The following is a 12,227-nucleotide window of genomic DNA, read 5'->3' as shown; positions in this document are numbered from 1 at the left end:
ATGGGTTACGAAACGATTTCCATCACCACCGACGAACGTGGTGTCGCGACACTGCTGCTGGATCGGGCCGACAAGCACAACGCCCTGTCAGCCCAGATGATTGAAGACCTGACAGATGCAGCCCATGCGCTGGGCGCAGACGATGCGGTGCGTGTGGTGATCCTGACAGGCGCGGGCAAAAGCTTCTGTGCCGGGGGGGATCTGCGCTGGATGCAGGACCAGATGGCGGCAGATCCTGTGACGCGCGGGGTCGAGGCTAAAAAGCTGGCTATAATGTTGAATACGTTGAATGAAATGCCCAAGCCCTTGATTGCGAAGGTGCAGGGGCAAGCGTTTGGCGGCGGGGTCGGGATGGCGTCGGTTTCGGATGTATCCATCGGTGTGACCGGGGCCAAATTTGGCCTGACCGAAACCCGGCTGGGCCTGATCCCAGCCACCATTGGCCCTTATGTTCTGGCCCGTTTGGGCGAAGCAATGGCCCGCCGAGTGTTCATGTCGGCACGCATCTTTGACGCGGATGAAGCGGTGACGCTGGGCCTTTTGGCCAAAGCGGTTGCCCCGGATGATCTGGACGCTGCGGTTGAGGCCGAAGTGACGCCTTACCTGTCCGTCGCCCCCGGCGCGGTGGCAGAGGCCAAAGCCCTGGCCCGCCGGCTTGGCCCGCCCATCTCTGAGGCGATCATCGACGAGACCATCGCCGGTCTGGTCGCCCGCTGGGAAAGTGCCGAAGCGCAGGAAGGCATCGCCGCCTTCTTCGACAAACGCAAGCCCAGCTGGGCCTGACCTGACCGCAGGACCCGGCGGGTGTCGCCGGGCCTTGCCCCACCTTTCCCGATTAGAATGGCCACCTGCATTTTCAAGTGGGTGAGTCTCTTTTTTCTGGCCAGTTTTGGCTACCTTTTGCTGCGCGACGGCAAAATGCGATGGTTTTTTGGTTAACAAGTGAGGAAATTCTGCGCCCGCAAAATGCTTAACCTGTGCCGAAAACCCTTGCAAACAACGGTATACTGGCCCGCCAGTCGCGTGTTTTGCGCAAGCATTCATAAACCGGAATGCGAGCGGCTCTTGGTTGACCCTGCGAACACGCAAAGGTAAACCGCTGATAGCTAGCGACAGACGGGTAAACCGTTCAAAGGAGCCGTACGTGGAAGACCTTCTCAGAGAATATCTCCCCATTATCATTTTCCTTGGATTAGCCATTGTTATCGGACTTGTTCTGATCCTTGCAGCCGTTGTGTTGGCAGTGCGCAATCCCGACCCCGAAAAACTCAGCGCTTACGAATGCGGGTTCAACGCTTTTGATGATGCGCGGATGAAGTTCGATGTTCGGTTCTATCTGGTGTCGATCCTGTTCATTATCTTCGATCTGGAGATTGCCTTCCTGTTCCCATGGGCCGTGGCCTTCAAGGATGTCGGGTTGGTCGGGTTCTGGTCGATGATGGTATTCTTGGCCGTTCTGACGATCGGCTTTGCATATGAGTGGAAAAAAGGGGCGCTCGAATGGGAGTGATGACTGGAGCCAACACGGCACAAGGCGACCGCGAGCATGGTACGCGCCTTTTGAACGATCAACTGGCCGATAAAGGCTTTTTGCTGACCACCACAGATGACATCATCAACTGGGCGCGCACCGGTTCGCTGCACTGGATGACCTTTGGTCTGGCCTGCTGTGCGGTTGAGATGATGCATGCGTCCATGCCGCGCTATGACCTTGAGCGTTACGGCGTTGCGCCGCGCGCTTCCCCACGCCAATCGGACGTAATGATTGTCGCCGGCACACTGACCAACAAGATGGCTCCGGCGCTGCGCAAGGTGTATGACCAGATGCCCGATCCGCGCTATGTGATCTCGATGGGGTCATGTGCCAATGGTGGCGGCTATTACCACTATTCCTATTCGGTGGTGCGCGGCTGTGACAGGATCGTGCCCGTGGACATCTATGTCCCTGGTTGCCCCCCGACCGCCGAGGCGCTTGTGTATGGCATTCTGCAACTGCAACGCAAAATCCGCCGCACCGGCACGATTGTGAGGTAAGCGATGAGTGACGCCCTGAAAGAACTTGGTGCCCTTCTGGAAATCAAACGCCCTGATTGCGTTCTGAGTTGGGACATCGCTTTCGGCGAACTGACGGTCAATGTGCCGTTGTCCGCCATCCCGTCTTTCATCGACTTTCTGAAAACCGACAAGACCTGCAAATTCTCGTCATTGGTGGATATCACAGCGGTTGACTATCCATCGCGGGAAGCGCGCTTCGACATGGTTTACCATTTCCTGTCGATGTACACGAACCAGCGCGTTCGCGTGAAAGTCGCTGTGCGCGAAGACGACATGGTGCCGTCGATCACCGAGGTTCATCCCTCGGCTGGTTGGTTCGAGCGTGAAGTCTTTGACATGTTTGGCATTCTGTTTTCTGGCCATCCGGACCTGCGCCGCATCTTGACAGATTACGGTTTTCGCGGCCACCCGCTGCGCAAGGATTTCCCGACAACGGGCTATACCGAAGTGCGCTATGACGAGGTCGAGAAACGCGTGGTGTACGAACCCGTGTCACTGACTCAGGAGTATCGCCAGTTCGACTTTATGTCGCCGTGGGAAGGGGCCAACTACATCCTTCCGGGTGACGAGAAATCTGACGAGGCCAAAGGCTGAACCAGATGAGCGGGCAAACCTTCATATTCTGCCTTGGGGCAACGAAGGCTGGCACAAGCTGGCTGTTCGATTACCTGTCGGGCCACCGGGAGTGTCATCTTCCGGCGATGAAGGAATTGCACTACTTCGACGCGTTGGAGCAGGGCACGGGCGATTTCTATCGCCAGCAGGCGCAGACCCGTCTTGAGGCTGCCCGCAAAGACAAGCCGACCGCTTGGCAGAAACGGCTTATCGCGGATCTGGAGCGCTGGCTGTCGGTGTTTGATGGCAAGACGCGGGATGACGCGGCCTATTTGCGTTATGTGCAGGACGGCGGCGCCAAAGCCCGCGTGATTGGCGACTTCACCCCGGCTTATGGCTTGCTGAAAGAAAAATCGATAAAAACCATGGCGGCGCTGACCGACAAGGTGCGGTTTGTCTATCTGATGCGCGATCCTGTTGAACGTGTTTGGTCAAATATCCGTATGATGGCGGGCACTAACGTGTCGTCGCTGGATGCGAAGGTTGATGGTGTGCTGAACGGCACGGCGGACAACATTCTGGATCGGTCAAACTATCGCCGCACGCTGAACCGGCTGACCCGCGCGATCCCGCGCGAGGCGCTGCATATTGAATTTTACGAACGGTTGTTCACACCCGACGCGATCGAACGACTGTGCGCGTTTTTGGGGATCACACCCCAGCCCGCATCGTTTGACCGTGTGGTGCATCAAAGCATGAAAGCCGACCTGCCGATGGGCCAACGCGCCCAACTTCAGGCAGCCCTTAAACCGCAATACAATTTCGTCGAGAAGTTCATGGGTGAGCTTCCGTCGGAATGGACCCAGAAGATGGTGAGCGCATGATGGACGGATCCAAGGATTTCAACGACGCCCTGACCGGCGAACAGAAGATCCGCAATTTCAACATCAACTTCGGCCCACAACACCCGGCCGCCCACGGCGTGCTGCGTATGGTGTTGGAGCTGGACGGAGAGATTGTCGAACGCGCTGACCCGCATATCGGCCTTTTGCACCGCGGCACCGAAAAGTTGATGGAGAGCCGCACCTATCTGCAAAACCTGCCCTATTTCGACCGGCTGGATTACGTGGCGCCGATGAACCAGGAACACGCCTGGTGTCTGGCGATTGAAAAGCTGTGCGGTGTGGACGTGCCCCGCCGTGGCTCGCTGATCCGCGTGCTCTTTTCAGAGATCGGCCGCATCCTGAACCACCTTCTGAATATCACAACACAGGCGATGGATGTTGGCGCGCTGACCCCTCCGCTTTGGGGTTTTGAAGAGCGCGAGAAGCTGATGATCTTCTACGAACGCGCTTGCGGGGCCCGTTTGCATGCGAATTATTTCCGTCCCGGCGGCGTTCACCAGGACCTGCCACCCGAGCTGATCGACGATATCGAGACATGGGCCAATGAATTCCCGGCCAAGATTGCAGATATCGACGGCCTGCTAACCGAAAACCGCATCTTCAAACAGCGCAACGCCGATATCGGCATCGTGACCGAAGAAGACATCCTGAACTGGGGCTTCTCGGGCGTGATGGTTCGCGGATCCGGGTTTGCGTGGGACCTGCGTCGCGCGCAGCCCTATGAATGCTATGACGAGTTTGAATTCCAAATCCCGGTTGGTAAAAACGGCGATTGCTATGATCGCTATCTTGTCCGCATGGAAGAAATGCGCCAGTCGCTGAAGATCATGCATCAGGCCATTGCGAAACTGCGCGCGCCAGACGGGCAGGGCGAAGTTATGGCGCGCGGCAAGCTGTCGCCGCCGTCCCGTGGGGATATGAAGCGCTCGATGGAGAGCCTGATCCACCACTTCAAACTCTACACCGAAGGTTTCAAGGTGCCCGCCGGCGAGGTTTACGCCGCGGTTGAGGCCCCCAAAGGCGAATTTGGCGTCTATCTGGTGTCGGACGGGTCGAACAAACCCTACCGCGCCAAGATCCGCGCGCCGGGATATTTGCACCTTCAAGCTATGGACCACGTGGCCGGTGGCCACCAACTGGCCGACGTCGCCGCCATCATCGGCACCATGGACGTCGTGTTTGGGGAGATCGACCGCTAATGCTTCGCCGTCTCTATCATGAACAGCCTGAAAGCTTCGCTTACACCCCCGCAAACCAAGCGTGGGCCGAAGGGCAGATTTCGAAATATCCTGAGGGGCGTCAGGCCTCGGCTGTGATCCCGCTGTTGTGGCGGGCGCAGGAACAGGAAGGCTGGTTGACCAAGCCCGCGATTGAGCATGTGGCCGACATGCTGGGCATGGCTGATATTCGCGTGCTGGAGGTGGCCTCGTTCTACTTCATGTTCCAACTGCAACCTGTTGGATCTGTTGCACATATCCAGATTTGCGGCACCACGTCCTGCATGATTTGTGGCGCGGAAGACCTGATTGCGGTGTGCCGCGAAAAGATCGCCGACAAGCCGCATGTGGTATCTGCGGACGGCAAGTTCAGCTGGGAAGAGGTCGAGTGTTTGGGATCCTGCACCAATGCGCCGATGGCGCAGATCGGCAAAGACTATTATGAAGACCTGACGACTGAAAGCTTCACCAAATTGCTGGAGGGATTGGCGGCGGGCAAGGTTCCGACGCCGGGCCCGCAAAACGGGCGATATGCGTCCGAACCGTTGTCGGGGCTGACCAGTCTGAAAGAATATGACAGCGGCAAAACACAGTATAATGCAAGCGCGCAGCTGGCGACGGATATCGGTGATACGATCAAGCGGATCGACGGCACCGAGGTTCCCCTGCTGACTCCATGGTTGGGCAAGAACGCCACCAGTGGAAAAGCGTCACCGCCGAAGCCTGCGGCCAGCGGTAAACCTGCTAACCAACAAAAAGCAGCGAAGAAGGCGGCACCTAAGAAAACGGCAGCGAAAGCGCCTGTAAAAACGACAAAAGCCGCTGCGGCCCCCGCCGCCACCGGCACCGCGAAAAAGCCGCGTACCATGAAGGCCGCCCGCAAGTCGGGCGCAGATGACCTGAAACAGCTCAAGGGCGTTGGCCCAAAGCTTGAGGGTGTCCTGAACGGCCTTGGCTTCTGGCATTTTGACCAGATTGCCAAATGGGGCGCGGACGAGATTGCCTGGGTCGACGACCAACTGTCCTTCAAGGGCCGGATTGAGCGCGACGGCTGGGTAGAGCAAGCCAAGGTTCTGGCAGAGGGCGGTCAAACAGCCTTCTCGAAGAAAGTTAAGAAGGGCGAGGTCTACTAAGTATCAGGTATGTTGACGGGTCGTTTGGAACATAAGCGTATGAAAAGGCAAAAAAATGCCAACGCATCTGTGCGCCCGATAAGTGTGTCCAACATCAGCAACAGGGATAGGGACAATGAGTAACAATACCGGATTTTTTACCTGCAAGAACATCTGCTGGATCATCGGCGCGCTGCTTGGTTTCGCAGTTTTCCTGATGATCTCAGGCTTTATCGGCCTGATCGTCGGCATTATCGTGGCGGTTGTCGCGGCAATTCTGCTTCAAAAATGGCTATGCGGCGAAGTGGTCGATACGCGCCCGGCGCGCGGCGCAACCACGGCAGCAAGTCTGAGCGGCTCTACGGCAACCAGCACGAGCGCGCCTGATGCGTCTGCAACTGGGAATGTGGCGGCAGCAGCGGCGGACATCCCGGCAGCGGCAATGGACGGCGCGCCAGTGCCAGCCGAAGAGACGCCAGCCCCAGCCCCGAAAGCGGCGACTCCGAAGCCAGTGGCGAAGAAAACGGCGGCGAAGAAAACGGCGGCAAAGAGACCAGCTGCCAAGAAGCCGGCAGCGAAGGCTTCGTCGGCGACCAAAACGTCAACCGCCAAGGCGCCAGCGGCGAAAGCGGCAAAGCCAGCCAGCAAACCTGCCGCGAAAGCAGCAAAACCGGCCAGCAAAGCTCCGGCGAAAACAGCTGCTGTGGCCGCACCGACTGGCAAACCCAAAAAGCCGCGCACCCTGAAAGCGCCGCGCAAGTCGGGTGCCGACGATCTGAAGCAACTCAAGGGCGTTGGTCCGAAGTTGGAGCAGACGTTGAACACTCTTGGCTTCTGGCATTTCGATCAGGTCGCCAAATGGGGCCCGGACGAGATTTCGTGGGTTGATGACAATCTAAGCTTCAAAGGCCGGATCGAACGTGACGGCTGGGTGGATCAAGCCAAGACTTTGGCCGAGGGCGGCGAAACCGCGTTCTCGAAAAAGGTCAAGAAGGGCGACGTCTATTAAGGGATGACACAAACAATGCACACCGATCCAAAAAACAGCATTCAGCGGGAAGGGCGCCTGGCAGGTCTTGTCATCGCGTTCACCGGTGCGCTGTGGGTCGGTGGCACTTGGGTCGGAAAAAGCCTCGATTGGTCCAACAGGACCATGGCGCTGGTGGATCTTCTGGCTCTTGCCGGGTTCTTTTTTGGCCTGGTGGTAACGTATCGGATCTGGCGCAAACGCCAGACGGATGAAGGATAAGAGCGAATGCTGCAGGATAAAGACCGGATCTTTACCAACCTTTACGGCATGCACGAGCGCACCCTTGCGGGCGCACAGCAACGCGGCCATTGGGATGGCACTGCCGGGATCATCAAGAAGGGCCGCGAGTGGATCATCGAGCAGATGAAAGCCTCGGGTCTGCGTGGTCGTGGTGGTGCGGGTTTCCCAACCGGTCTGAAATGGTCCTTCATGCCGAAAGAAAGCGACGGTCGCCCGGCCTATCTGGTGATCAATGCGGATGAGTCCGAGCCCGGCACCTGTAAAGACCGCGAGATTATGCGCCACGATCCGCACACGCTGATCGAAGGGGCATTGATTGCGTCTTTCGCAATGAACGCCAACACCTGCTACATCTATATTCGCGGCGAATATATCCGCGAGCGTGAGGCTCTGCAGGCCGCAATTGATGAAGCCTATGACGCCGGTCTTCTGGGCAAGAACGCTGCGAAATCAGGCTGGGATTTCGACCTTTTCCTACACCACGGGGCAGGGGCCTATATCTGCGGTGAAGAAACCGCCTTGCTCGAAAGCCTTGAGGGCAAAAAAGGCATGCCGCGCATGAAGCCGCCTTTCCCGGCGGGCGCGGGTCTGTATGGATGCCCGACCACTGTGAACAACGTGGAATCCATTGCGGTCGTGCCGACCATCCTGCGTCGGGGGCCGGAATGGTTTGCAAGCTTTGGACGCCCGAACAATTCGGGCACCAAGCTGTTTGGCATCTCGGGTCACGTGAACAATCCCTGTGTTGTTGAAGAGGCGATGTCGATTACCTTTGAAGAGCTGATCGAAAAGCACTGCGGCGGCATTCGTGGCGGCTGGGATAACCTGAAAGCCGTGATCCCCGGTGGATCGTCCGTGCCCTGCGTGACCGGTGAAAACATGCGTGATGCGGTCATGGACTTCGATGCGCTGCGTGAAAAAGGCTCGTCCTTGGGTACCGCTGCCGTGATCGTAATGGACAAGCAGACCGACATCATCAAAGCGATCTGGCGTCTGTCGAAGTTCTATAAACATGAAAGCTGCGGCCAGTGTACGCCATGCCGCGAAGGCACCGGCTGGATGATGCGCGTGATGGACCGGCTGATGCGTGGCGAAGCCGATGTCGAGGAAATCGACATGCTTTGGGACGTGACCAAACAGGTGGAAGGCCACACGATCTGCGCCCTTGGCGACGCGGCTGCATGGCCCATTCAGGGCCTGATCCGCAATTTCCGCCACGAGATCGAAGACCGCATTCAAGTGAACAAACAAGGTAAAGCCAGCATCGCGGCGGAGTGATCCGGCGCATGTGGCACAAAAGAGTGATGAAGATGAAAATGCAACGCAACATACTGAAAACAGGCGCTTCTGTGCCCCTATCAGCACGTTGTTATTGCATGACAACATCCCGCATCACCATCTCCTTTCTGACGAAAGGAGACTTGTCATGATTAAACTACGTATGATCACCCTCGCATCCGTTTTGGTGCTGACAGCCACAGCAGGCATCGCATCTGCGACGGACTACACAGCGCTTCGCAACGACAAGCGCACGCATAATGAACTTCTTGGAGCCTCGATTGCCTATCTGATCGATGAGAATTGCTCGACCCTGAAGCTTCGAAAATTTCGCCTGTTGAACAAGGCGTTTGCACTGCGCAGCCATGCCGTAAGCCTGGGCTATTCGACCAGCGAAGTGCTGGATTATGTGGACAGCGAGACCGAGCAAGCCAGATTTCGCGCAATCGCAGAGCCGATGTTGGCGAAGCGCGGGGCGACGCCGGGCGACGAAGAAAGTTACTGCGCCATTGGGCGTGAGAATATGGAAAAAGGCACCTTCTCTGGGTCATTGCTGACCGAGGGCTAGGGGCAAACACGTGCGGGCACGGGGAAAACCCCGGCCCGCGAAACGAAAAAGGGACCGTGATGAGCGACTTGAAAAAGATCGTCATTGACGACATGGAAGTCGAAGTGGATGGCGCAATGACGCTGATCCAAGCCTGTGAAGTGGCCGGGATCGAAGTCCCGCGTTTCTGCTATCACGAGCGTTTGACGATTGCCGGTAACTGCCGCATGTGTCTGGTCGAGGTTGTGGGCGGTCCGCCCAAGCCGGCGGCTTCTTGTGCGATGCAGGTGCGCGATCTGCGCCCCGGTCCTGAAGGGCAGCCGCCCGTTGTGAAAACCAATTCGCCGATGGTCAAGAAGGCCCGCGAAGGCGTCATGGAATTCATGCTGATCAACCACCCGCTGGATTGCCCCATCTGCGATCAGGGTGGCGAGTGTGACCTGCAGGACCAAGCCATGGCCTATGGTCTGTCGGGCAGCCGGTTCAACGAGATGAAGCGCGCCGTGGACGATCTGGACCTTGGTCCGCTGGTGGGCACTGCGATGACGCGCTGTATCAGTTGCACCCGTTGCGTGCGCTTTACCACTGAAATCGCGGGCATTGCCCAGATGGGCCAGACTGGCCGTGGCGAAGATGCCGAAATCACCAGCTATCTGAACCAGACGCTGGACAGCAATCTTCAGGGCAATATCATTGACCTGTGCCCGGTTGGCGCTTTGACCTCGAAACCTTATGCGTTCACCGCCCGCCCGTGGGAGCTGACCAAGACCGAAACCATCGACGTGATGGATGCGCTTGGGTCGAACATTCGGGTGGACACCAAGGGCCGCGAAGTGATGCGGATCCTGCCGCGCAACCATGACGGTGTGAACGAGGAATGGATTTCCGACAAAACCCGTTTCATCTGGGATGGGCTGCGTCGCCAACGTCTGGACGTGCCGTATGTGCGTGAAAACGGCAAGCTGCGCAAAGCCACATGGGGCGAGGCGCTGACCAAAGCCGCCGAGGCCATGAAAAGCGCCAAGAAGGTTGCCGGTTTGGTCGGTGATCTGGCCTCGGCCGAAGCCGCCTTCTCGCTCAAAGCATTGATCGAGGGGCAGGGTGGCAACGTGGAATGCCGCACCGACAACGCGCGCCTGCCCATCGGCAACCGCTCGGGTTATGTGGGCACTGCGACGATCGAAGATATCGACAATGCCAAATTCATCCAGCTGATCGGCACCAACCCACGCGTCGAAGCGCCGGTTTTGAACGCGCGCATTCGCAAGGCGTGGCTTAAGGGTGCTCAGGTTGGATTGGTCGGCGAGGCCGTTGATCTGACCTATGATTACGCGCATGTCGGCACTGACCGCGCGGCGCTGAACAGCATCGTTGGCAAAGAATACGGCGCTGTGAAAAACGCACCCTCGGTGGTGATCGTCGGCCAGGGCGCCTTGCGCGAAGCCGACGGTCTGGCCGTTCTGTCGAATGCCATGAAACTTGCCGAGGACACAGGCTCCAAGCTGATGATCCTGCACACCGCCGCCGGTCGTGTGGGCGCGATGGATGTGGGCGCGGTGACCGAAGGCGGCATGGAAGCCGCCACCCATGGCGCGGACGTGATTTACAACATGGGCGCGGATGAGATCGACATCGCGAACGGCCCCTTCGTCATCTATCACGGCAGCCACGGTGATCGCGGCGCGATGCGTGCTGACGTGATCCTGCCGGGTGCGGCTTATACGGAAGAGGGCGGGTTGTTCGTCAACACCGAAGGCCGCCCGCAACTGGCGCTGCGTGCCAATTTTGCACCGGGCGAGGCCAAGGAAAACTGGGCCATCCTGCGGGCGCTGTCGGCCGAGCTGGGCGCGACATTGCCATGGGACAACCAAGCCGGCTTGCGCCGCGCGATGGTCGCCGAGGCACCGGTTCTGGCGGGCGTTGATCAGGTCGCCGCAAATGAATGGCAACCGCTTCCAGTCGAAAAGATGGGGGCTGCAAGCTTCCGTTACACGATCGGAGATTTCTATCTGACCAACCCGATTGCACGGGCGTCGGAAGTGATGGCAGAGCTTTCGGCTCAGGCGCGCGCACGTGCGACGTCGAAGCTGGCAGCAGAATAAGAACAGAGGCAGGACCGGGACGTGACCAATCAAGTGGCCAGCAAAAGCGAACGGAAAGGCCTGCGTGCAGGACCTTGCGGCGTGGCTGTGCATCCCTTTGGTTCTGCAAGAGAAAATGAATACCGACGGTCTGAGGGCATGACGCAACATGGTTGAATTCTTCACGACAACAAATCTGGGCATCGCCCTTCTGATTATCGGACAATGTCTGCTGATCGTGGTTCCGCTTTTGGTGGCGCTGGCGTTTCTGCTTTATTTCGACCGCAAGGTCTGGGCAGCGGTGCAGATGCGCAAGGGCCCCAACGTGGTGGGCGCGTTCGGCGTGCTGCAGTCCTTTGCGGATTTTATCAAATATGTGCTGAAAGAAATCGTTGTGCCCGCAGGTGCGGACCGCTTCGTGTTCTTCTTGGCCCCGTTGATGAGCTTCGTTCTGGCCATGGTCGCGTGGTCGGTGATCCCGTTCAATGATGGCTGGGTTCTGGCCGATGTGAACGTCGCGATCCTGTTTGTCTTCGCTGTTTCTTCGCTTGAGGTGTACGGCGTGATCATGGGGGGCTGGGCTTCGAACTCGAAATACCCGTTCCTGGGTTCGCTTCGGTCTGCGGCACAGATGATCTCTTACGAGGTCTCCATAGGCCTGATCATCATCGGTGTGATCATCACCACCGGGTCGATGAACTTCGGCGATATCGTGATGGCGCAGGATGGCAAGGGGCTGTTGAGCTGGTATTGGCTGCCGCATTTCCCGATGGTGTTCCTGTTCCTGATTTCGGCGCTGGCCGAAACCAACCGCCCGCCGTTCGACCTGCCAGAAGCTGAATCCGAACTAGTGGCAGGGTATCAGGTCGAATACTCGTCCACGCCGTTCCTTCTGTTCATGATCGGTGAATATGTGGCCATCGTTCTGATGTGTACGCTGATCTCGATCCTGTTCTTCGGCGGCTGGTTGTCACCGGTCGAGGCACTGCCGGACGGCATCTTGTGGCTGTTTGCGAAGATTTTCTTCTTCTTCTTCGTCTTCTCGATGATCAAAGCGATCACGCCGCGCTATCGCTATGACCAGTTGATGCGCATCGGTTGGAAAGTCTTCCTGCCCTTGTCGCTGGCTTGGGTTGTGCTGGTCGCATTCTTCGCCCAATTCGGGGCATTCTGGGGCACTTATGCCCGCTGGGCTGTGGGGGGCTGA

The 12,227-nt window shown here is 58.0% G+C and carries 13 protein-coding genes; all 13 read left to right on the top strand.

Features of this window, described 5'->3' with window-relative positions; all coding sequences use genetic code 11:
• Entirely contained in the window at positions 1 to 783 is a 783-nt protein-coding gene (locus K3556_RS10240) for a crotonase/enoyl-CoA hydratase family protein (protein ID WP_260516694.1), read from the top strand.
• A gap of 361 nt (positions 784 to 1,144) precedes the next feature.
• Positions 1,145 to 1,510: an NADH-quinone oxidoreductase subunit A gene (locus K3556_RS10235; RefSeq protein ID WP_260516693.1), complete on the top strand. Its 366-nt coding sequence runs from the start codon at positions 1,145 to 1,147 to the stop codon at positions 1,508 to 1,510.
• Positions 1,501 to 2,034 carry a NuoB/complex I 20 kDa subunit family protein gene (locus K3556_RS10230; RefSeq protein ID WP_091429419.1) on the top strand — a complete coding sequence of 178 codons (534 nt, stop codon included), beginning with the start codon at positions 1,501 to 1,503 and terminating at the stop codon, positions 2,032 to 2,034. The genes K3556_RS10235 and K3556_RS10230 overlap by 10 nt, the downstream gene beginning before the upstream one ends.
• 3 nt (positions 2,035 to 2,037) lie before the next feature.
• On the top strand, positions 2,038 to 2,649 hold the full coding sequence (locus K3556_RS10225; protein WP_260516692.1) for an NADH-quinone oxidoreductase subunit C: 612 nt from the start codon (positions 2,038 to 2,040) through the stop codon (positions 2,647 to 2,649).
• A gap of 5 nt (positions 2,650 to 2,654) precedes the next feature.
• Positions 2,655 to 3,494: a sulfotransferase gene (locus tag K3556_RS10220; protein ID WP_260516691.1), complete on the top strand. Its 840-nt coding sequence runs from the start codon at positions 2,655 to 2,657 to the stop codon at positions 3,492 to 3,494.
• Complete coding sequence (locus K3556_RS10215) at positions 3,494 to 4,714, top strand: NADH-quinone oxidoreductase subunit D (protein ID WP_260519222.1); 1,221 nt, start codon at positions 3,494 to 3,496, stop codon at positions 4,712 to 4,714. Before K3556_RS10220 ends, K3556_RS10215 begins: the two co-directional genes overlap by 1 nt.
• On the top strand, positions 4,714 to 5,865 hold the full coding sequence (locus K3556_RS10210) for an NADH-quinone oxidoreductase subunit E (RefSeq protein WP_260516690.1): 1,152 nt from the start codon (positions 4,714 to 4,716) through the stop codon (positions 5,863 to 5,865). The genes K3556_RS10215 and K3556_RS10210 overlap by 1 nt, the downstream gene beginning before the upstream one ends.
• Positions 5,866 to 5,980: 115 nt before the next feature.
• The gene (locus K3556_RS10205) at positions 5,981 to 6,853 is read left to right on the top strand and encodes an NADH:quinone oxidoreductase (protein WP_260516689.1); all 873 of its coding nucleotides are present in this window, start codon (positions 5,981 to 5,983) and stop codon (positions 6,851 to 6,853) included.
• Between the two features lie 3 nt (positions 6,854 to 6,856).
• Positions 6,857 to 7,093 (top strand): DUF5337 domain-containing protein, encoded by a 237-nt coding sequence (locus tag K3556_RS10200; RefSeq protein ID WP_260516688.1) that lies wholly within the window; start codon positions 6,857 to 6,859, stop codon positions 7,091 to 7,093.
• Between the two features lie 6 nt (positions 7,094 to 7,099).
• Positions 7,100 to 8,392, top strand: a complete 1,293-nt coding sequence (gene nuoF / locus K3556_RS10195; protein ID WP_260516687.1) for an NADH-quinone oxidoreductase subunit NuoF — start codon at positions 7,100 to 7,102, stop codon at positions 8,390 to 8,392.
• A 148-nt stretch (positions 8,393 to 8,540) separates the two neighbouring features.
• A complete protein-coding gene (locus tag K3556_RS10190; protein WP_260516686.1) occupies positions 8,541 to 8,960 on the top strand; it encodes a DUF5333 domain-containing protein in 420 nt (139 codons plus the stop codon).
• A 59-nt stretch (positions 8,961 to 9,019) separates the two neighbouring features.
• Positions 9,020 to 11,041 carry an NADH-quinone oxidoreductase subunit NuoG gene (nuoG, locus tag K3556_RS10185; RefSeq protein ID WP_260516685.1) on the top strand — a complete coding sequence of 674 codons (2,022 nt, stop codon included), beginning with the start codon at positions 9,020 to 9,022 and terminating at the stop codon, positions 11,039 to 11,041.
• 148 nt (positions 11,042 to 11,189) lie between these two features.
• Positions 11,190 to 12,227, top strand: a complete 1,038-nt coding sequence (gene nuoH / locus K3556_RS10180) for an NADH-quinone oxidoreductase subunit NuoH (protein WP_260516684.1) — start codon at positions 11,190 to 11,192, stop codon at positions 12,225 to 12,227.

Source organism: Aliiroseovarius sp. M344, assembly GCF_025140835.1.
GTDB lineage: Bacteria > Pseudomonadota > Alphaproteobacteria > Rhodobacterales > Rhodobacteraceae > Aliiroseovarius.
This window is presented reverse-complemented; position numbering and strand designations above follow the sequence as displayed.